This is a genomic window from Geodermatophilus sp. SYSU D00525 (assembly GCF_054050475.1).
Map to the genome: position 1 here is coordinate 79696 of NZ_JBJGZK010000009.1, position 18953 is coordinate 98648.

General features: G+C 76.3%; 22 protein-coding genes. 6 read left to right on the top strand and 16 right to left on the bottom strand.

The annotated features are described in order from the left end of the window. Positions 1-64: 64 nt before the first annotated feature. Together ACI796_RS10085 and ACI796_RS10090 are read left to right on the top strand one after the other, a co-directional pair. Positions 65-793, top strand: a complete 729-nt coding sequence (locus ACI796_RS10085) for a GntR family transcriptional regulator (protein WP_456941091.1) — start codon at positions 65-67, stop codon at positions 791-793. Positions 794-915: 122 nt separating this feature from the next. Further along, positions 916-1131: a hypothetical protein gene (locus ACI796_RS10090; protein WP_456941092.1), complete on the top strand. Its 216-nt coding sequence runs from the start codon at positions 916-918 to the stop codon at positions 1129-1131. 16 nt (positions 1132-1147) lie between these two features. On the opposite strand, the gene ACI796_RS10095 is transcribed toward ACI796_RS10090, so the two are convergent. Further along, on the bottom strand, positions 1148-1741 hold the full coding sequence (locus tag ACI796_RS10095; RefSeq protein WP_456941093.1) for a hypothetical protein: 594 nt from the start codon (positions 1739-1741) through the stop codon (positions 1148-1150). A gap of 76 nt (positions 1742-1817) precedes the next feature. Beyond that, complete coding sequence (locus ACI796_RS10100; RefSeq protein WP_456941094.1) at positions 1818-2078, bottom strand: hypothetical protein; 261 nt, start codon at positions 2076-2078, stop codon at positions 1818-1820. Positions 2079-2174: 96 nt separating this feature from the next. Between ACI796_RS10100 and ACI796_RS10105 the strand changes: the two genes are divergently transcribed. Together ACI796_RS10105 and ACI796_RS10110 are read left to right on the top strand one after the other, a co-directional pair. Continuing rightward, positions 2175-2918, top strand: coding sequence for an MBL fold metallo-hydrolase (locus ACI796_RS10105; protein ID WP_456941095.1), 744 nt, complete (start codon positions 2175-2177; stop codon positions 2916-2918). 85 nt (positions 2919-3003) lie between these two features. Next, complete coding sequence (locus ACI796_RS10110; protein WP_456941096.1) at positions 3004-3819, top strand: DUF899 family protein; 816 nt, start codon at positions 3004-3006, stop codon at positions 3817-3819. Positions 3820-3827: 8 nt separating this feature from the next. On the opposite strand, the gene ACI796_RS10115 is transcribed toward ACI796_RS10110, so the two are convergent. The 12 genes from ACI796_RS10115 to ACI796_RS10170 all read right to left on the bottom strand — a co-directional run bounded on the left by ACI796_RS10115 (position 3828) and on the right by ACI796_RS10170 (position 16151). Beyond that, positions 3828-5321 (bottom strand): CoA-acylating methylmalonate-semialdehyde dehydrogenase, encoded by a 1494-nt coding sequence (locus ACI796_RS10115; RefSeq protein ID WP_456941097.1) that lies wholly within the window; start codon positions 5319-5321, stop codon positions 3828-3830. A gap of 12 nt (positions 5322-5333) precedes the next feature. Beyond that, the gene (locus ACI796_RS10120; RefSeq protein ID WP_456941098.1) at positions 5334-6209 is read right to left on the bottom strand and encodes a sugar phosphate isomerase/epimerase family protein; all 876 of its coding nucleotides are present in this window, start codon (positions 6207-6209) and stop codon (positions 5334-5336) included. Continuing rightward, positions 6206-7291, bottom strand: coding sequence for a Gfo/Idh/MocA family protein (locus tag ACI796_RS10125; protein WP_456941099.1), 1086 nt, complete (start codon positions 7289-7291; stop codon positions 6206-6208). The genes ACI796_RS10120 and ACI796_RS10125 overlap by 4 nt, the downstream gene beginning before the upstream one ends. Further along, complete coding sequence (locus ACI796_RS10130) at positions 7288-8265, bottom strand: TIM barrel protein (protein ID WP_456941100.1); 978 nt, start codon at positions 8263-8265, stop codon at positions 7288-7290. Before ACI796_RS10130 ends, ACI796_RS10125 begins: the two co-directional genes overlap by 4 nt. 21 nt (positions 8266-8286) lie before the next feature. Then, complete coding sequence (gene iolD, locus ACI796_RS10135; protein ID WP_456941101.1) at positions 8287-10215, bottom strand: 3D-(3,5/4)-trihydroxycyclohexane-1,2-dione acylhydrolase (decyclizing); 1929 nt, start codon at positions 10213-10215, stop codon at positions 8287-8289. Next, on the bottom strand, positions 10212-11141 hold the full coding sequence (gene iolB, locus ACI796_RS10140; protein WP_456941102.1) for a 5-deoxy-glucuronate isomerase: 930 nt from the start codon (positions 11139-11141) through the stop codon (positions 10212-10214). Before iolB ends, iolD begins: the two co-directional genes overlap by 4 nt. 13 nt (positions 11142-11154) lie before the next feature. Beyond that, positions 11155-12078 carry a class I fructose-bisphosphate aldolase gene (locus ACI796_RS10145; RefSeq protein WP_456941103.1) on the bottom strand — a complete coding sequence of 308 codons (924 nt, stop codon included), beginning with the start codon at positions 12076-12078 and terminating at the stop codon, positions 11155-11157. Continuing rightward, positions 12071-13066, bottom strand: coding sequence for a 5-dehydro-2-deoxygluconokinase (gene iolC / locus ACI796_RS10150; RefSeq protein WP_456941104.1), 996 nt, complete (start codon positions 13064-13066; stop codon positions 12071-12073). The genes ACI796_RS10145 and iolC overlap by 8 nt, the downstream gene beginning before the upstream one ends. 134 nt (positions 13067-13200) lie before the next feature. Further along, positions 13201-13581, bottom strand: coding sequence for a hypothetical protein (locus tag ACI796_RS10155; protein ID WP_456941105.1), 381 nt, complete (start codon positions 13579-13581; stop codon positions 13201-13203). Between the two features lie 193 nt (positions 13582-13774). Beyond that, on the bottom strand, positions 13775-14974 hold the full coding sequence (locus tag ACI796_RS10160) for an MFS transporter (RefSeq protein WP_456941106.1): 1200 nt from the start codon (positions 14972-14974) through the stop codon (positions 13775-13777). A gap of 35 nt (positions 14975-15009) precedes the next feature. Beyond that, complete coding sequence (locus ACI796_RS10165) at positions 15010-15564, bottom strand: TetR/AcrR family transcriptional regulator (protein ID WP_456941107.1); 555 nt, start codon at positions 15562-15564, stop codon at positions 15010-15012. Then, complete coding sequence (locus tag ACI796_RS10170) at positions 15561-16151, bottom strand: sugar O-acetyltransferase (protein WP_456941108.1); 591 nt, start codon at positions 16149-16151, stop codon at positions 15561-15563. Before ACI796_RS10170 ends, ACI796_RS10165 begins: the two co-directional genes overlap by 4 nt. A 119-nt stretch (positions 16152-16270) precedes the next feature. Here ACI796_RS10170 and ACI796_RS10175 point away from each other — a divergent pair, with 119 nt between their 5' ends. Beyond that, positions 16271-17149 (top strand): alpha/beta fold hydrolase, encoded by an 879-nt coding sequence (locus ACI796_RS10175; protein ID WP_456941109.1) that lies wholly within the window; start codon positions 16271-16273, stop codon positions 17147-17149. Positions 17150-17235: 86 nt separating this feature from the next. Next, positions 17236-17433 carry a DUF1918 domain-containing protein gene (locus ACI796_RS10180; RefSeq protein ID WP_387988159.1) on the top strand — a complete coding sequence of 66 codons (198 nt, stop codon included), beginning with the start codon at positions 17236-17238 and terminating at the stop codon, positions 17431-17433. 188 nt (positions 17434-17621) lie between these two features. Here the strand turns inward: ACI796_RS10180 and ACI796_RS10185 are convergent, their stop codons facing one another. Together ACI796_RS10185 and ACI796_RS10190 are read right to left on the bottom strand one after the other, a co-directional pair. Beyond that, on the bottom strand, positions 17622-18401 hold the full coding sequence (locus ACI796_RS10185; protein ID WP_456941110.1) for a PadR family transcriptional regulator: 780 nt from the start codon (positions 18399-18401) through the stop codon (positions 17622-17624). A 56-nt stretch (positions 18402-18457) separates the two neighbouring features. Then, positions 18458-18913: a hypothetical protein gene (locus ACI796_RS10190; protein WP_456941111.1), complete on the bottom strand. Its 456-nt coding sequence runs from the start codon at positions 18911-18913 to the stop codon at positions 18458-18460. Positions 18914-18953: the final 40 nt, after the last annotated feature.

Here is an 18953-nt window from a genome sequence, read left to right on the forward strand (position 1 = left end):
CATCGGGGGGCGGGAGGCGGGTGCTCCGAACCGACCCGCGGTGCTCGCTCCCCGGGAGGCAGACGTGCTCACCTTCGACATCGACCGCTCGAGCCCGACGCCGCTGTACTTCCAGCTGGCGCAGGCCATCGAGGGGGCGATCACCGGCGGCTCGCTGCCCCCGGGCTCGCGGCTGGAGAACGAGCTGCTGCTCGCCCAGCGGTACGGGCTGTCCCGGCCGACGGTCCGGCGCGCGGTGCAGGAGCTGGTCGACAAGGGACTGCTGGTCCGCAAGCGCGGCGTGGGCACCCAGGTGATCCAGCCGCACGTCCGCCGGTCGGTGGAGCTGACCAGCCTCTACGACGACCTGTCCCGCGCCGGTGAGGAGCCGACGACCGAGGTGCTGTCGCTGGAGCGGCGCCCCGCGCCGGCCGACGTCGCCGGGGAGCTCGACCTCGCGCCGGGGGAGGAGATCGTGGTGGTCCGCCGGCTGCGGCGCTCGCACGGCGAGCCGCTGGCGCTGATGACCAACCACCTGCCCGGCCGGTTCCACCCGTCGGCGGAGGACCTCGTCGAGCGTGGGCTGTACCAGTACCTGCGGGCGCAGGGGGTGCACCTGCGGGTCGCCCACCAGCGGATCGGCGCCCGCCTGGCCCGGGCCGACGAGGCCCGGCTGCTGCAGGAGCCGCCGCGCGCGGCGCTGCTCACGATGGAGCGGACGGCGTTCGACGACAAGGGCGGCGCGGTGGAGCTCGGCCGGCACGTCTACCGCGCGTCCCGCTACGACTTCGAGACGACGCTCGTCGGCCGCTGACCCTCCGGCGGGTGCGTCCGGTCACGGTGCCGACACTCACAGGCCCGGAGTGCCACCGGTGTGCCGCGGGCGAGGACGATGGAGTCGGTACAGCGATCGCAGATGCAGCACGGAGAACCGTCATGACCCGCACCGCTCCCCGCCTCCTCGCCCCGTTCGGCCGCGGCTCGGTGTGGCAGCGGTCACGCCGCGCCCTCGAGCGCGAGCTGGCCGACTACGCCACCACCGCCGACCGCGACGACCTCGCCGCCCTGCTCGAGGGCCGCGGCTCCGAGCGCGGCCTCGCCGCCGAGATCCTCGGCCGCCAGGCGCACCGGGCGCTGTTCGCCCGCGCCTGACCGGGTCCGGCGGCACCTAGGGCAGCCGCCGGAAGTCCCGGCCGTCCCACTGCCAGCGGACCGTCATCCGCCCGGACGGGCCGCCGGCGTGGGTGTCGCCCGGCTCGTACACCCGCATGACCGCGACGACGCGGCCGTCCTCCACCGCGAGCCCGTCCGGGTCGTACACGGGCGGGAGGACGTCGGCCCGCGGCAGCGTGCGCGGGCTCGGCAGCGTGGCGAGCCGGTCGCCGTCGGCGTCGAGGACCTGGACCTCCTCGACGATCCCGTTCGACGGCTGCGGGGAGCACCGCAGCAGGACGACGGCGTCCGGCCGGCCGTCGCGGTCGACGTCCCCGGTCGTCTCGGCGGCGAGGGAGACCTCGAACCAGTCGTAGGGGCCGGTCTCGGCGGGCACGCGCGCCGACCCGTCCCGCAGGGTCACCGCGAACCCCTCGGGCACGACGCCGTCGCAGGTCACGGTGTAGGTGGCGTCCCGCCGGTCGGGGGCGCTCGCCGGCGCGGCGGCCGCCGGTGCGGGGGACCCGTCCGGGTCGCCGGCGCAGCCGGCCACCAGCAGGCACGCCCCCACGCCGGACGCGGTCAGCCGGCGGATCGCCGCTGCGGTCATCGGGCCTCACCTCGGCCGGGGCGGGGGAGACGGGGGAGCGCCCCTCCGGGACCGAGCGTCCCACCGTCCGGGGTCCTCAGGCGAAGGGGTTGTCGCCGGCCTCGATGTCGGCCGCGAACTCCCGCAGCGCCGCCCGGTCGGGTGTGCCGCCGGCCTCCCGCACCGCCGCCTCCAGCGCGGCGCACACCTCGTCCGCCGGCCGGCCCGACATCCGGTCGCCGATCGCGGCCAGCGCGGGCGCGACCCGCTCGCTGGGCAGCCGCTCCCGCCGCGGGTCCGGCGGGCGCAGCAGCCGCAGCAGCTCGTCCTGCAGCCCGCTCCGGGTCCGACGTCCCACCGGCTCCCTCCCTCCGACGGCCCGGCCAGTCGACACCCCGCCGGGCGGCCGGGCAACCCCCGCGGCGCTACCGTCCGGGTGGGGGAGGGAGCGCCGGTGCACGAGGTCACCGAGGACGTCTTCTGCGTGCCGGGCACCGCGGTGAACCGGGTGCTGGTCCGCGACGGCCGCGACCTGACCCTGGTCGACGCCGGGTACCCGGGCGACGCCGCGAGCCTCGCCGACGCGGTCCGCGCCCTCGGCTCCCGCCCGGAGGACGTGCGCGCCGTCCTCGTCACGCACGCCCACGTCGACCACGTCGGTGGGCTGTCCGCCCTCGCGGCGGGCACCCCCGTGCTCGTGCACCCGGACGAGCTGCCGAACACCCGCGGGGAGCGCCGCGAGCAGGCCACGCCGCTCGACGTCGCCGTCCGGGCCTGGCGGCCGCGGGTCGCCCGGTGGGCGCTGTCGATCGTGCGGGCCGGGGCCACCGCGCACCCCGTCGTCGCCGCGGCGCGGCCGTTCCCCGGCGACGGCTCGGACGGCGGCCCGGACGGCGGCCCGCTGGACCTCCCGGGCGGGCCGGTCCCCGTGCCCACCCCCGGCCACACCTCCGGGCACACCGCCTACCTGTTCCCCCGGCACGGGGTGGTGGCGACCGGCGACGCGCTCGTCACCGGCCACCCGACGTCGCGGGTGCGCGGGCCGCAGCTGCTGCCGGGGTTCTTCGCCGCCTCCCCGGACCGCGCCCGCGACGCCCTCGGTGCCCTCGCCGCGCTGCCGGCCGACCTGCTCGTCCCCGGCCACGGCGACCCGTGGCGCGGCGACCTGTCCGCCGCGGTGGCCCGCGCCCGCCGGTAGCGGGGGCCTCCGTCCGCGATGAGTTCCGGCCGGGGCGCGGGTCCTCCCTGGGAAGCGTCGGTGACGAGATCCCCCGGAGGACGCCATGACGACCACCCCGGACCGCCCGGCTCCCGCGCCGGCCGGCCGTCCGCCCGTCGTCGACCGGGCCACCTGGCAGGCCGCGCGGGACGAGCTCCTGGTGCGCGAGAAGGCGCACACCCGTGAGGGCGACGCCATCGCCGCGGCCCGCCGCCGGCTGCCGATGGTGGAGGTCGACGGCACGGCCGAGGTCGTCGGACCCGACGGCCCGGTCCGGTTCCCGGAGCTGTTCCAGGGCCGCGACGAGCTCCTCGTCTACCACTCCATGTGGTACGACGGCGCGCCGCACCAGGGGCAGTGCGAGGGCTGCACCTTCAACCTCTGGCACCTGCGAGACGCCGTCTACCTGAACGCCCGCGGTGTCTCGTTCGCCGTCCTGACCTCGGGGGCCTGGGACGAGGTGGCGCCCTTCGTCGGGTTCATGGGCTACACCCAGCCCTGGTACTCGGTGCGGGGGGTGGAGGAGTGGATCGCCACGGAGGAGGGGCACCTGTCCTGCTACCTGCGCGACGGCGACCGCGTGTTCCTCACCTACTCCACGACCGGCCGGGGCAACGAGCCCGCCGACGGGACCCTCGGCCTGCTCGACATGACGCCCTACGGCCGCCGCGAGGCGTGGGAGGACGTCCCCGACGGCTGGCCGCAGGCCCCGCAGGTCGGCTCACCGGTCGGCGGGCACGGCGCGCCGATCTGCTGGTACTGGCGCTCGGACGCCGACGGGAACGCCGCCTGGGGGCCGACCAGCCGCCCCGTGCCGCAGTGGACCCGCCCCGGCGCGACCCCCGTGGACACCCTCGGCCGGCAGACCCACCACCACTGACCCGGGGCTCAGGCGTTCTGCGGGAACCCCAGGTTGAGCCCGCCGTGGCTGGGGTCCAGCCAGCGGGAGGTGACCACCTTGCCGCGGGTGAAGAAGTGCACGCCCTCGGCGCCGTGGGCGTGGGCGTCGCCGAACAGGCTGTTCTTCCACCCGCCGAAGGAGTAGTAGGCCATCGGCACCGGGATCGGCACGTTGATGCCGATCATCCCGACCTCCACCTCGTGCTGGAACCGCCGGGCGGCGCCGCCGTCGTTGGTGAAGATCGCGGTGCCGTTGCCGTACTCGTTGCGGTTGATCAGCTCGACGGCGTGCTCGTAGCTGTCCACCCGCAGCACCGACAGCACCGGCCCGAAGATCTCGTCGGTGTAGACGCTCATGTGCGGCTCGACGTGGTCGACCAGCGTCGGGCCGAGCCAGAAGCCGTCCTCCCCGCCGTCGGGCTGCACCCGGCGGCCGTCGACGACGACCTTCGCGCCCTCCTGCTCGCCGGCCTCCACGTAGGACTCGACCCGGTCGCGGTGCTTCCTGCTGATCAGCGGGCCCATGTCGCAGCCCTTGCGGCCGTCGCCGGTGCGCAGCGTCCGCGTCCGCTCGGCGATCCGGGCGACCAGGTCGTCGCCGATCCCGCCGACGGCGAGGACGGCGCTGATCGCCATGCACCGCTCGCCGGCCGAGCCGAAGCCGGAGTTCACGGCCTGGTCGGCGGCGAGGTCGAGGTCGGCGTCGGGCAGCACGACCATGTGGTTCTTGGCGCCGCCGAGGGCCTGCACGCGCTTGCCGTGCCGGGTGCCGGTCTCGTAGACGTACCGGGCGATCGCGGTGGACCCGACGAAGGACACCGCCTTGATCCCCGGGTGCTCGAGCAGCCCGTCGACGGCGACCTTGTCGCCCTGCAGCACGTTGAACACGCCGTCGGGCAGCCCGGCCTCCTTCCACAGCTCGGCCATCCAGACCGCCGCGGAGGGGTCCTGCTCGCTGGGCTTGAGGACGACGGTGTTGCCGGTGGCGATCGCGATGGGGAAGAACCACATCGGGACCATCGCCGGGAAGTTGAACGGGCTGATGACCGCCACCGGGCCCAGCGGCTGGCGGACGGAGTGCACGTCGACGTCGGTCGAGGCGTTCTCGGTGAACCCGCCGCGGACCAGCGAGGGCACGCCGCAGGCGTACTCGACGACCTCCTGGCCGCGGGAGACCTCGCCGAGGGCGTCGTCGAGCACCTTGCCGTGCTCGGCGGTGATGATCGCGGCCAGCTCGGGCTTGCGGGCGTTGAGCAGCTCGCGGAAGCGGAAGAGCACCGCGGTGCGCTTGGCCAGGGAGGTGTCCCGCCAGCGCGGGAAGGCGGCCGCGGCGGCGGCGACGGCCGCCTCGACCTCCTCCGCGGAGGCCAGGGCGACCTCGCCGGTCACCTCGCCGGTGGCGGAGTCGGTCACCTCGCCGGTGCGGCCGCTGGTGCCGTCGCGCCGCGCGCCGTCGATCCAGTGCGGGATGTGCGTGGGCATGGTCGGTGCTCCTCAGGTGAGGGTGCTGTCGGGGAAGTGCTTGGTGACCAGCTCGCGGATGGCGGCGAGCATCCGCGTGCCGGACTCGCGGGCCTGGTCGTCCCAGCCGAAGACGCAGGTGGTGAGGACGCCGTCGAAACCGATCCCGGCGAGCGCGGCGAAGGCCGCGTCGAAGTCGACGTCGCCGCGGCCGATCTCCATGTGCTGGTGGACGCGGGTGGTGTTGCCGGGCGGGTTGGTGATGTAGCGCAGCCCGTCGGAGGCGCGGTGGTCCATCGAGTCGGCGACGTGCACGTGGGTGAGCAGGTCGCCGGCGTGCCCGATGATCCCGGCGGCGTCGTCGCCCTGGTGGAAGGTGTGCGGCGTGCAGTAGAGGAACGACACGCACGGCGAGTCGATGCCGCGGACCATGTCGACCGCGGGGTGGCCGAGCTCGATGAAGTCGTCGGGGTGCGGCTCGAGGGCCAGCCGGACGCCCTCCCGCTCGAACACCGGCAGCAGCTCCTCCATCGACCGCCAGAACATCGCCTCGGCGAGCTCCGGCGCCTCGGGCCGGCCGTTGAACTCGGAGTTCACCGTGTCCACGCCGAGCTCGACGGTGATCTCGACGGCCCGCTTCCAGTAGCGCACCGCCGCCTGCCGCTCCTCCTCGCCGGGTCCGGACCAGCGCATGACCGGCAGCACCGAGGTGACGCCGACGCCGGCGTCGGCCAGGCGCGACCGGAACGCCCGCACCGTGGCCAGGTCGACGCGCGGGTGCTTGAAGAACGGGACGAAGTCCTCGCGCGGGGACAGCTCGATCCACTCGTAGCCCATCGAGGCCACGACGTCGGGCAGCTCGAGCAGCGGCGTGGTCCGCAGCATCTGCGGGTCCAGGGCGATCCTCACCGTGCCGCCTCCCGGGCCGCCAGCCGGACCTCGGTGCGCCGCCCGGACCGCAGCGCCTGCACGCCGGCCGCGCACACCGCCTGGGCGGCGTAGCCGTCCCACGCGCCGGGGCCGTCGACGTCGCCGCGGCGGGCGGCGTCCACCCACCGCTGCAGCTCGATGTCGTAGGCCCGGCCGAACCGCTGCCGGAAGTCCGGCGCCACGCCGGTCGACCGGGCCGCCCCCGCCGCCCCGCCGGACTGCCGGACCAGGCCGAGGTCCAGGCCGATCATCGCGCTGCCGTCCTCGCCGACCACCTCGGTGCGCACCTCGTAGCCGACGCCGGTGCTGACGAAGACCTCGACGTCGACCAGCCGGCCACCGGTCGTCTCCAGCAACACCAGCAGCGGGTCGGACTGGCCCGCCACCGCGTGCCGGGTGGGCCGCGGCCGCAGCACGGTGACCGCGGCGATCTCCTCGGCGAGCAGGAAACGGGCGACGTCGACCTCGTGCACCACCGAGTCGTTGACCATCATCTCGCTGGTGAAGTGCGGCGGGACGGCCGCGTTGCGGTGCGCACAGTGCACGACCAGCGGCTCGCCGAGCGCCCCCGAGCGGAGCAGCGCCTCGAGCTCGGCGTACTCGGGGTCGAAGCGGCGCATGAAGCCGACCTGCACCAGCCGCCGGCCGGTGCGGGCGGTGTAGGCGTCCTCGGCCCGGACGACGGCCAGCGAGCTCTCGGCGTCCATGGTGAGCGGCTTCTCGCACAGCACCGGCTTGCCGCGCTCGATGCAGGCGAGCACCTGCTCCTCGTGGAACTGGCCGGGCGTGGCGACCAGCACGGCGTCGACGTCGTCGTCGGCGATCGCGTCCAGCGGGTCGCCGACCACCCGGCAGCCGGGCACGGTGCCGGCCACCTGCTCGGCCTTGTCGGCGAACGCGTCGCTGACGGCGGCGACCGTGGCGCCGGAGATGCGGCTGTGCAGGCGGGCGACGTGGTCGGCGCCCATCATCCCGACGCCGAGGACGGCGACCCGCAGGTCGCGCGCCGGGACGTCGGCGAGCTCCGGGAGGGCTCCGGCGCGGGTCTCGGCGGTGGTCACGCCCGGGCCTCCGATCGGGCGGCGGGGGCCCTCGGGGTGCCGATCTCCAGCGACGGCAGCCGGCACCCGGCGATGTGCCGGTGGGTGCGCCGGGCGATGGGGAACGGCTGGTCCGGCGGGCAGGGGTACATGTCCTGCTCGACGATGGCGAAGACGTCGAGCCCGTGCCGCTCGATCGCCTCGAACAGCGGCGGGTAGGCGGGCACGCCGTGGGGTGGCTCCACGAACGTGCTCATCTTGACCGCCTCGGGCCAGACGACGTCCTTCGCGAGCACCTCGTCGACCACCGCCGGGTCGACCTGCTTGAGGTGCAGGTAGCCGATCCGCTCGGGGTACTTCTCGATCAGCTCCAGGTTGTCGCCGCGGTAGTAGCTGACGTGCCCGGTGTCCAGGCACAGCGGGACGAGCCCCGGGTCGGTGTCGGCGAGGAACCGCTCGATGTCGCGCTGCCAGCCGACGTGGCTCTCGGCGTGCGGGTGGTAGGCGATGGTGAGCCCGTACTCCTCGCGGATCGCGCGGGCCAGCCGGTCCACACCGCTGGTCTTCGCCCGCCACTGCTCGGCGGTGAGCTCGCGGGACTCGACGTCGGCGCCCGTCTTCTGGTCGCGGAAGGTGTCGGGGATGACCACCACGTGGGTGCCGCCCGTGGCCTGCGTCAGCGCGGCGACGTCCTTCACCTGGCTCCACACCGCCTCCCAGGAGCCGGGGCGGTGGAGGTGCTCGAACACGGTGCCGGCCGACACCTCCAGGCCGCGCGCGGCGAGCTCGTCGGACAGCCGCGCCGGGTCGGTGGGCAGGTAGCCGTAGGGGCCCAGCTCGATCCACTCGTAGCCGCAGGCGCTGACCTCGTCGAGGAACCGCTGCCAGGGCACCTGGTCGGGGTCGTCGGGGAACCAGACGCCCCAGGAGTCGGGGGCCGACCCCACCCGGATCCGCGCGCGGCCGTGCTGCTGTGTCATCGGCTGCTGTGTCATCAGGTCTCCTCCGTCTCGGGATCAGGGCTGGGCGGGGACGAGGTGGGACTGCTGGCGCGCCTTCCAGCCCTCGTAGACGGCGCGGGCGCTGCGGGTGCTCTCGAGGGTGGAGACCTCGCTGACCGGGACGTCCCACCAGGACTCGCTGGAGGGCGCGTCGACCAGCGGGTCGGTCTCCACGTGCACGACGGTGGTGCGGTCGCTCGCCTTGGCCTTGCGGAGGGCGGCCTCGAGGCTCGGGCCGTCCTGGGCGGAGAGGACGTCGACGCCGAGGCTGGCGGCGTTGGCCGCCAGGTCGACCGGCAGCACCCCGCCGTCGAGCCGGCCGGAGGCGGTCCGGTAGCGGTACCGGGTGCCGAACCGCTGGGAGCCCAGCTGCTCCGACAGCGCACCGATCGAGGCGAAGCCGTGGTTCTGCACCAGGACGACGACGATCTTGACGTCCTCCTGCACGGCGGTGACCAGCTCGGTCGGCATCATCAGGTAGGAGCCGTCGCCGACCATGACGAAGACGTCGCGGTCGGGGCTGGCCATCCGGACGCCGATGCCGCCGGGGATCTCGTAGCCCATGCACGAGTAGCCGTACTCGACGTGGTAGCCCTTGCGGTCGCGGACCCGCCACATCTTGTGCAGGTCACCGGGCATGGAGCCCGCGGCGCAGACGACGACGTCCCGCGGCGCCGACACCTCGTTGACCACGCCGATGACCTCGTTCTGGGTGAGCCGGCCCCCGCTGCCCGACGTCGCCGGGTGGTAGGCGGCCTCGACGGTCGCCTCCCACGCCGCGGCGAGCTCGGCGGTGCGGGCCCGGTAGGCGTCGTCGACCGACCAGCCGGCCAGCGCCGCGCCCAGCGCGGTGATCGCCTCCCGGGCGTCGGCCTGCACCGTGACGCCGGCGTGCTTGGCGGCGTCCATCGCGGCGACGTTGACGTTGACGAAGCGCACGCCGGGGTCGGCGAAGGCGGTGCGGGAGGCGGTGGTGAAGTCCTGGTACCGGGTGCCGATGCCGATGACGACGTCGGCCTCGCGGGCCAGCGCGTTGGCCGCGGTGGTGCCGGTGGACCCGATGGCGCCCACCGACTGCGGGTGGTCGAAGGGCAGCGCGCCCTTGCCGGCCTGGGTCTGCGCGACGGGGATGCCGGTGGCCGTGGCGAACGCGTCCAGCGCCTCGGTGGCGTGCGAGTAGACGACGCCCCCGCCGGCGACGACCAGCGGCCGGCGGGCGGAGCGGACGACCTCGGCGGCGCGCTCGAGCGCGGCGCGCTCGGGCACCGGCCGGCCCACGTGCCAGGTGCGCGGGGCGAACAGCTCCACCGGCCAGTCGAAGGCCTCGGCCTGCACGTCCTGCGGGAAGCAGAGGGTGACCGCGCCGGTCTCGGCCGGGTCGGTGAGCACCCGCATGGCGCCGAGCAGCGCGCCGGGCAGCTGCTCGGGCCGCCAGATGCGGTCGAAGTACCGCGACACCGGGCGGAACGCGTCGTTGACCGTGACGTCGCCGCTGTCGGGGCGCTCGAGCTCCTGCAGCAGCGGGCCGGCGGCGCGGGTGGCGAACGTGTCGGCCGGCAGCAGCAGCACCGGCAGCCGGTTGATCGTCGCCAGCGCGGCGCCGGTGAGCATGTTGGTGGAGCCCGGTCCCACGCTGGGGGAGACCGCCCAGGTCTGCAGCCGGTCCTTCGCCCGGGCGTAGGCGACCGCGGTGTGCACCATCGCCTGCTCGTTGCGGCCGAGCACGTAGGGCAGCGCCCCCGGCGAGTCGACCTCGGCCTGCAGCAGCGCCTGGCCGAGGCCGGCGACGTTGCCGTGGCCGAAGATGCCCAGGCAGCCGGCGAACAGCCGCTGCCGCTGCCCGTCGCGTTCGGTGGACTGCTGGGCCAGGAACCGGACCACCGCCTGGGCGACGGTCAGCCGCGCGGTCCCGGTCCGGGGCGGCGGGGGAGTCGGCGCGCTCACGGGAGGGTCGCTCCGTTCTGGTCGGGGGCGTGCAGGGGGAGGCGGGGGTCGACGTCCTCGCCGGCCCACGTGCCGCGGACCCAGGTGTGCGCCGGGTCGTCGACGATGCGCCAGGCCCGCTCGGGGCCGGGGCCGGCCATGACGTTGAGGTAGTAGAGGTCGTGCCCGGGCGCGGCGATGGACGGTCCGTGCCAGCCGTGCGGGACCAGGACGACGTCGCGGTCGCGGACCTCGGCGAGCACGTCGATCGGCCGCTCGGCGGTGCCGTACACGCGGTGGTAGGCCAGGCCGGGCTGCCCGAGAGGGCCGGGGGCGACCTCGAAGTAGTAGACCTCCTCGAGCTCGCTCTCCTCGGCGGAGGTCTCGTCGTGCTTGTGCGGCGGGTAGCTCGACCAGTTGCCGCCGGGGGTGAGCACCTCGCAGGCGATGAGCGAGTCGGCCTCGAAGACCCCGGCGGTGGCGAAGTTGTGCACCTGCCGGCTGCACCGGCCGGCGCCGCGCAGCTCGACCGGCACCCCGGCGGCGGGCCCGTACCGGACCGGCAGCCGACGGCGCGCCCGGGCGCTGCACAGCGCGAACCGGCCGCCGTTGCGGCTGGACAGCTCGGCGGTGGACCCGAGCGGCAGGTAGGCGAAGTCCGTCGGCCCGGCGAAGACGCAGCTGCGGCCGGTGAGGGTGAGCACCTCCCCGTCGCAGGCGACGGTGACCCCGCCCTCGAGCGGGACGACGACGACCTCGTCCGGACCGGTGTCGAGGACGTGCCGGCCGCCGGTGGGCAGCTCGAGCACGCGGAGCCCGGAGTGGCCCCAGCCGGCCGACTCGGGGGTGACCTCGAGGGCGTAGGGCCCGGTGGCGGCCGTCCCGGCGGGCAGGTGCAGGGAGCGGGTGTCGGGGGCGGTGCGCGGAGCGGGGGACGTGGCGGTCACGGCGGGCCCGTCCTCAGTGGACCAGCGAGACGGCGGTGTCGACCGCGGCCTCGACGTCGTCGTCGGGTGGGTAGAGGAGCGTGCGGCCGACGACCAGCCCCCGCACCGGGGGCAGCGCGAGCGCGTCGCGCCACTGGGCGTAGGTCTCCTCGGGCCGGCGGGCGGGGTCGCCGCCGAGCAGCAGGGTCGGCAGCGTCGTCGCGTCCGCCACCCGCTCCATCTCCGCGACCACCGGCAGCTTCAGCCAGGTGTAGGCGGAGGTGGCGCCCAGGCCCTGGGCGACGTGCACGCTCTTGATCACCGCGTCGGGGGACAGGTCGTTGACGACCCGACCGTCGACCCGCCGGGACAGGAACGGCTCGAGCATCGCCACCAGCCCGGCGCGCGCCAGGGCGGTGACCGCGCGGCCGGCCGCCTCCATCGACACGACCGTGGCGGGGTCGTCGAGGTCGAAGCGGTTGAGCATCTTGGCCGCGTCGAACCGGGCGTCGACGACGCCCTGCACGTCGTAGCCGGTCATCCGGTCGTCCATCTCGAACACGGAGCCGGCCAGGCCGCCGCGGTTCATCGACGCGACGACGACCTTGTCCTCGAGCGCGCCGAGCAGCAGCAGGTCCTCGGCGACGTCGGCGGTGGCCAGCAGCCCGTCGACGCCGGGCCGGGCGAGTGCGGTGCGCAGCCGGTCGAGCATCTCCGTGCGGCTGTGCATGGCCGCGGGCCGGCCCTGGGCCGCGAGCGCCCCGCGGGCGGGGTGGTCGGCGGCGACGAGCATCAGCCGCCCGTCGTCGGGGAGGAACGCGGGCCGGCGGCGGCGGGTGGCCAGGGCGCGGCCGATCGCCTCCGGGGTGCGGCTGCGCAGCTCGGTGACCTCGGCGTAGCTGCTGCACAGGGGCGCGGCGGTCCCGACGCCGGGGAGGTCGAGGGCGGTGTCAGACACGGGTGTCCTCCAGTCGGGGGGTGGTCGCGCGGTGCGCGGCGACGTGGACGGCGACCTCGGCCGCCGTCGGCATCGCGGTCGAGCACTCCAGCCGCGAGGCGACGATCGCCCCGGCCGCGTTGGCATTGCGCAGCAGCTCCTCCAGCGGCAGGCCGGTGAGCAGGCCGTGGACCAGGGAGCCGCCGAAGGCGTCCCCCGCGCCGAGGCCGTTGACGACGTCGACCGGGGTGGGCGGCACCTCGACCCGCTCGGTGCGCGTCTTGCCGAGCACCCCGCGCGGACCCTGCTTGACGACCGCCAGCTCCACGCCGGCGTCCAGCAGCGCGTCGGCGGCCCGGTCGGGGTCGGTCTCGCCGACGGCGACCTCGCACTCCTCGCGGTTGCCCACGGCCACGGTCACGGAGGGGAGCGCGGCGCGGACCTGCGCCGCGGCCTCCTCCCGGGAGGACCAGAACGCCGGCCGGTAGTCGAGGTCGAGGACGGTGTGCCGGCGGCGGTCCCGGGCCGCCCAGGCGGCGTGGTGGGCCGAGCGGCTGGGCTCCTCGGACAGGCCGGTGACCGTCGCCCAGAACAGCCGGGCGCCGCGGAGCGCGTCGAGGTCCAGGTCCCCGGGCCGGATCTGCAGGTCCGGCGCGGTCGGGCGGCGGTAGAAGTACAGCGGGAAGTCGTCGGGCGGGAAGACCTCGCAGAAGGTGACCGGCGTCGGGTGGTCGGGGTCGACGACGACGAACCGGTCGTCCACGCCCAGGTCGCGCAGCGCCCGGCGGACGAAGCGGCCGAACGGGTCGTCGCCCACGCCGGTGACCAGGGCGGGGGAGTGCCCGAGGCGGGCCGCGGCGACCGCGACGTTGGCGGCGCTCCCGCCCAGGTACTTGCCGAAGGTCTCGACGTCCTCGAGGCCCACCCCGGTCTGCAGGGGGTAGACGTCGACGCCGCTGCGGCCGATGACCACCACGTCCGGGGCCGCTCCGTCGGAGGTGTCGTCCACGGTCCCGCTCCGTCCTGTGCGTCGTGCCCGGGATGGGAGCTGACTGTGCTCCGGCGCACGGCGCGGCGTCAAGACTTTGTCAGGACATAGGGACAACTTGTCGTGTCGACGTCACGGAACCGCGCCGCCGCGGCTCAGCGGGCGTCGAACAGCACCACCTCGGCGGGCGTGACGGGGAACGGGTTGGCCCACTCCGAGGCGGTGCCGGTGATCGGCTGCGCGTCGGTGACCACGTGGTACGGCGTCCCCGGGTAGACGGCGAGCACGCGGGCGGGGTCGGTGAGCTCCTCGGTGTGCTCGAGCAGCTCGCCGCGGCGCAGCAGCCGCGTCGTCCGCCGACCGCGCAGCTCGCGGCCCACCTCGGCCACCCACCGGGCGCCGTCCTGGTCGAAGGCGACCGAGCGCACCCGCGCCCCCGGCGGCGCGGGCTCGCAGCCGGCGAACTCGGCGAGGGCCTCGTACAGCCGCTCGGCCTGCTCGTCGTCGGTCGCACGGGGGAGGAAGAAGGTCGTCACCGGCCGATCCTGACCCGGGCCACCGACACTCCGGGATGCGGACCGTGCACCGGGCGTGCACCCTGGGTGGGCACACGCTCCGCCGCGGCCGAGTAGAGGGGGACTCCTCCGCCGGGCACCGGGCCAGGTTCCGAGCACCGCTCCCTGGCCCGGCTCCGGGGAGGCCGGTCGTGCACCACCGGATGCCGGGCCCTCAGGTGGTGCGGCTCACCGACGCCTTCAGCACCCCGCCGCACACCACCGTGGCCACCCCGGCGACGACGACGGTCAGCAGCCCGACCCGCAGGCTGGTCGCGTCGGCGAGCGCGCCGACCAGCGGCGGGGACACCAGGAAGCCGATCCGCAGCAGCCAGTTGACCAGCGTCAGCCCCACGCCGTGCCGCAGCCCGGGCAGGTCGTCGGCCGCGGCGTAGACGGCGGGCACCAGGGTGGCGACGCCGAGCCCGGCCAGCGCGAACCCGGCCAGCGTCGTCGTCGGCGACGGCACCGCCAGCGCCAGGCCCGTGCCCGCGGCCACCATCGCGCCGCCGACGCGGGCCACCCGGCGCTGCCCGAACCGGTCGACGACGCGGTCGCCGGTCAGCCGGCCGACGGTCATCGCCAGCGACAGCGCGACGAAGCCCAGCCCCGCGGCCGCCGCGCCCGTCCCGACCTCGGTGCGCAGCCACAGCGCGCTCCAGGAGGAGCCCGCGTCCTCGACGAACGCCCCGCACGCGGCGAGCACGCCCAGTGCGGTCAGCGGCAGCGCCACCGCCCGCAGCGTGCCCCGCCCGCCGGCGGGCACGGTCTCGTCGGGCGCCTCCTCCCGGTCCGGGCCGGGCAGCATCGACCGGTGCGCCACCAGCGCGACGACGGCGAAGACGGCCGCGACCACGCCCAGGTGCACCCCCAGCGGGACGCGCAGGCCCGCCGCGGCGGAGCCCAGCAGCCCGCCCGCCACCGCGCCGATGCTCCAGAGGCCGTGGAAGGAGTTCAGGATCGACCGGTCGTAGGCCCGCTGCACCCGCAGGCCGTGCGCGTTCTGCGCGACGTCGACGACCGCGTCCAGCGCGCCGGCGACGAACAGCGCCCCGGCGAACAGCCACCACGACGGCGCGACGGCGGCGCCCCACACGGCGGCGGCCAGCGCCACCAGCCCCCAGGAGGCCACCCGCGCCGAGCCGAACCGGCGCATGAGCGCGGCCGAGGCCAGCGCGGACACCAGCGCCCCGAGCGGCAGGGCCGCCAGCGCCGCGCCGAGCTCGGCGTTGGAGACGCCCAGCCGGTCCTTGACCTCCGGCAGCCGCGGCACGAGGTCGGCGTAGAGCACCGCGTTGACGAAGAAGCAGGCGGCGACGGCGGCGCGGGCGGCGCGCAGCCGGGGCGGGGCGGTGACCGGGAGGGTGTCCGACACGGGCGTCCTGTCAGGGAGTCGAGGGCGGGAGGGGGTCAGGCGGCGAAGCGGAGGATGGCGGCGCGGATCTGGGCGCGGTCCATGGGGTCGGTCGACAGGGCGCTGTGCAGCACCAGCCCCTCGACCAGGGCGTCGAGCTCCCGGGCGGTGACCGGGTCGAAGTGGCGCTCGAGGCTCGCCCGGCTGCGCTGCATCCAGTCCTGGGTGACCGCGCGCAGCGCCGGCCGGCGGGCGGCGGCGACGTAGAGCTCGACGGCCAGCACCAGGTCCCGGCCGGAGCCCAGGAGGTCGCCGGTGAGGTGCCCGACGAGCGCGTCCAGGGCCGCGGCCCGGTCGGGCGCGGCGCGCATCCGGGCGTCGAACCGGGCGGCCACCTCCTCGACGTGCCGGGTGAACGCCGCGGCGTGCAGCTCGTCCAGGCTCGCGAAGTGGTAGGTCATCGACCCCAGGGGCACGTCGGCGGCGCGGGCGATGGCCCGGTGCGTGGCGCCCGCGACGCCGGCGTCGGCGATGACGTCCAGCGCCGTGGCCACCAGCCGGTCCCGGCGGCCGGGGTCGTGCCGCCGCGGCCGCCGGGCCGGGGCGGTCACCCGCGGTCCAGCTCGCGGACCACCCGGGCCGGGTTGCCGACGGCGACCACGCCGGCCGGCAGGTCGCGGGTCACGACCGACCCGGCGCCGACGACGGTGTCCGCGCCGATGGTGACGCCGGGCAGCACGACCACCCCGCCGCCGAGCCACACGTTGTCGCCGACGGTGATCGGCCGCGCGGCCTCCCACTTGTCCCGCCGCGGCCCGGGCTCGACCGGGTGGGTGGGGGTGAGCAGCTGGACGTTCGGCCCGATCTGCACGTCGTCGCCGATGGTGATGGCCGCGACGTCGAGGGCGACCAGCCCGACGTTGGCGAAGCACCGGGCGCCGATGCGGATCCGGCTGCCGTAGTCGACGTACAGCGGCGGGCGGATCTCGGTGTCCTCGCCGAGCGAGCCGAGCAGCCGCCCGAGCAGCTCCCGGCGCAGCGGGCCCTGGCGGGCCGAGGTGGCGTTGTAGGCGGCCACCAGGTCCAGGGCGGCGGCGCTCTCCTCGGCGATCTCGGGGTCGTCGGCGACGTAGAGGTCACCGGCGAGCATCCGCTCGCGCATGGTCCGGGCGTCGTCCGGGGCGGGCGGCGAGGTCATGCGGACGAGCGTACACATCCATGCGGACGCCCGTACGCATCGATCGGGGCGGCGCGCCGATGAGTCCGGCCCGCCGCGGCGGTCTCCCCTCCGACACCACCGCTCCCGGGAGGCCCGAGATGACCAGCACCGCCCCCGCGCTCGAGACCCGCACCCTCGAGGTGCCCGGCGCCGTCCTCACCCACGACGTCCGCCCCGGCCCCGCCGACGCGCCCGTGCTGCTGCTGGTCGGTTCGCCGATGGGCGCGGCCGGCTTCGGCACGCTGGCCGGGTACTTCGCCGACCGCACGGTGGTCACCTACGACCCGCGCGGCGTCGAGCGCAGCCGCCGCACCGAGGGCGCCGCCACGAGCGCGCCGGAGGAGCACGGCGACGACCTGGCCCGGGTGCTCGCCGCGGTCGGCGGCGGCCCGGTCGACGTCTTCGCCAGCAGCGGCGGCGCGGTGAACGCGCTGACCCTCGTCGCCCGCCACCCCGGGCTGGTGCGCACGCTGGTCGCGCACGAGCCGCCGTCGGTCCGGTACGTCCCCGACGCCGCGGAGGCCTCGGCCGCCACCCGCGCCGTCGGCGAGGCCTACCAGCGGTCCGGCTTCGGCGCCGGGATGGCGGCCTTCATCCGGCTGGTCGCCCACCGCGGCCCGGTGACGCCCGAGCTCGCGGGCCCCGGGCCCGACCCGGCGCAGTTCGGCCTGCCGGCCGACGACGACGGCTCGCGCGACGACGTCCTGCTCGGGCAGAACCTGATCTCGTGCACCCACCACGAGCACGACACCGAGGCGCTGCGGGCCGCGCCCACCCGGGTCGTCGTCGCCGTCGGCGCCGAGTCCGAGGGTGAGCTCGCGCACCGCGGCGGCGCGGGGGTGGCCGCGGCGCTGGGGACCGCGCCGCTCGTCTTCCCCAGCGGGCACGCGGGCTTCCTCGGCGGCGAGTACGGCCAGACCGGGGAGCCCGCGGCCTTCGCGGCCCGGCTGCGCGAGGTGCTCGACGGGGCGGCCTGAGGCCCTTGTCCCCCTCCGGCGGCAGCGGCAGGCTGGACCGGCCAGGACGGGCAGCGCAGAGGGCACGCCACCGCCGGGAGGTCGCCGTGGAAGCACGCGTGGGGGACAGGATCGTCGTCCGCTCGACCCACCAGGGGGAGCCGGACCGGACCGGGCGGGTGCTCGAGGTCCGCGGGCAGGGCGGGGCGCCGCCGTACGTCGTCCAGTGGGACGCCGACGGGCACACCGGCGTCTTCTACCCGGCGGGCACCTGCGCCGTCGTCCCCGAGCCGGCCGAGGCGTAGGGCGGGGCTGTCCCCTCGGGGGACGGCCCCTCGACGACAGCGAGCGGGGAGGCGCCCTCGTGGCGTCGCCGGTCGACCGTTATCCCCAACTCAGGCCCGCGACCGGCCGGCGGGCGGTGCGGGGCAGGCCCCGAGGACGCCGGGCCCCCGCCGCGGGGTGCTGCGGCGGGGACCGGAGGCGGTGCAGGTCAGGCCTGCGGGGTCTCCGGCGCGCCGGCGTCCGGGGTGCCGCCGGGCCCGTCGGCCAGCAGGAGGTACAGCGCCCGGCGGGCCTCGGCGAGGACGCCGGCCGCGGCGGTGAGCTGGGCCTCGGTGCCGGTGCGCGCCACCTGGCGGACCGCGCCGTGGAGCTGGTCGAGCAGGCCGCGCAGGTCGGCGGCGGGTGCACCTTCCGGGCCGCCCGCGAAGGGGTCGTTCCCGGTGCCGCGCAGCTGCTCGACGGCGCTGCGGCCGGCGTCGGTGAGCGTGGCGAGCTTGCGGCCGGCGTCGGCGGTCACCGTGGCCAGGCCCTCGTCCTCGAGCTGGCTGAGGGTCGGGTAGATGGCGCCGGGGCTGGGTGTCCAGCGGCCGCCGCTGCGCTCGGCGATCGCCTGCATGAGCTGGTAGCCGTGCATCGGCTGCTCGGCGAGCAGCAGCAGGACGGCGGCGCGGACGTCGCCGCGCGGGGCCCTCCCGCGGCCGCCGCGGCGCCGCCACCCGGCCGCCGGGTCGCCACCGGGACCGGGGCCCGGGCCGAAGCCCGGACCGAAGCCGGGACCAAAGCCGGGACCAAAGCCGGGACCGAAGCCGGGACCGATGCCCGGACCGGACCGGGGCACGCCCGGGCCGCCGAAGCCGAAGCCGACGGGGCCCCCGCCGCCGGGCCCGGCCGGGCCGGACCGGTGTGGCCGGTGGCCGTGCGGGTGGTGGCCCCGGCCGTGCCCGCGGCCACCGGGCCGCCATCCCTCGAAGCGTGGATCGGGTGTCATGACTGCCTCCTGACGTATCGGATGACAGTAACGATATATCGCGATACGACGTCCGTCTAGTGTCCGAGGGAGTCGGCGGCGAGCGCCTGCACGGCCGCCTCGCCGAGCGCGTCGACCTCGGCGGCCAGCACGCGCAGGGGGACGGGCTCCCCGGAGCGGAGCCGGTCGGCGAGCCGGCGGGCCACCTGCGTGATCCGCCCGGCCGGATCGACCCCGGGCTCGGCGGGGACCGGCGGGACCATCGACCAGGGCTGGTCGATCTCCGCGCTCAGGGCCGGCAGCCGGCGCAGCAGCGCCGCGCTCTCGGCGGCCAGCCGCCACCACGTCCCCGGACGCAGCTCCACGGGCCCGGACCCGCCGGCGGCCGCCCAGCGCAGCAGGCGCACCACCTCGCCCCACACCACGTCCGAGACGACGTCCCCGACCGGCCCGCCGCCGGGGGAGCGCCGGGCCACCACGAGGGCGCGGGTCGCCGAGGGGTCGAAGAGCCAGGGCGCGGTGTCGCGGTCCATGACGGCACGCTGCCCGGGCACCCTCCGGAGGGGCTGGACC

Bases quoted from the DNA above. Each gene is read 5' to 3' on its own strand.
- ACI796_RS10110 (WP_456941096.1), top strand. From the start codon at position 3,004: ATGACGACCACCCCGGACCGCCCGGCTCCCGCGCCGGCCGGCCGTCCG.
- ACI796_RS10130 (WP_456941100.1), bottom strand. From the start codon at position 8,265: ATGACACAGCAGCCGATGACACAGCAGCACGGCCGCGCGCGGATCCGG.
- ACI796_RS10095 (WP_456941093.1), bottom strand. From the start codon at position 1,741: ATGACCGCAGCGGCGATCCGCCGGCTGACCGCGTCCGGCGTGGGGGCG.
- ACI796_RS10090 (WP_456941092.1), top strand. From the start codon at position 916: ATGACCCGCACCGCTCCCCGCCTCCTCGCCCCGTTCGGCCGCGGCTCG.
- ACI796_RS10170 (WP_456941108.1), bottom strand. From the start codon at position 16,151: ATGACCTCGCCGCCCGCCCCGGACGACGCCCGGACCATGCGCGAGCGG.
- ACI796_RS10185 (WP_456941110.1), bottom strand. From the start codon at position 18,401: ATGACACCCGATCCACGCTTCGAGGGATGGCGGCCCGGTGGCCGCGGG.
- ACI796_RS10115 (WP_456941097.1), bottom strand. From the start codon at position 5,321: ATGCCCACGCACATCCCGCACTGGATCGACGGCGCGCGGCGCGACGGC.
- ACI796_RS10175 (WP_456941109.1), top strand. From the start codon at position 16,271: ATGACCAGCACCGCCCCCGCGCTCGAGACCCGCACCCTCGAGGTGCCC.
- ACI796_RS10190 (WP_456941111.1), bottom strand. From the start codon at position 18,913: ATGGACCGCGACACCGCGCCCTGGCTCTTCGACCCCTCGGCGACCCGC.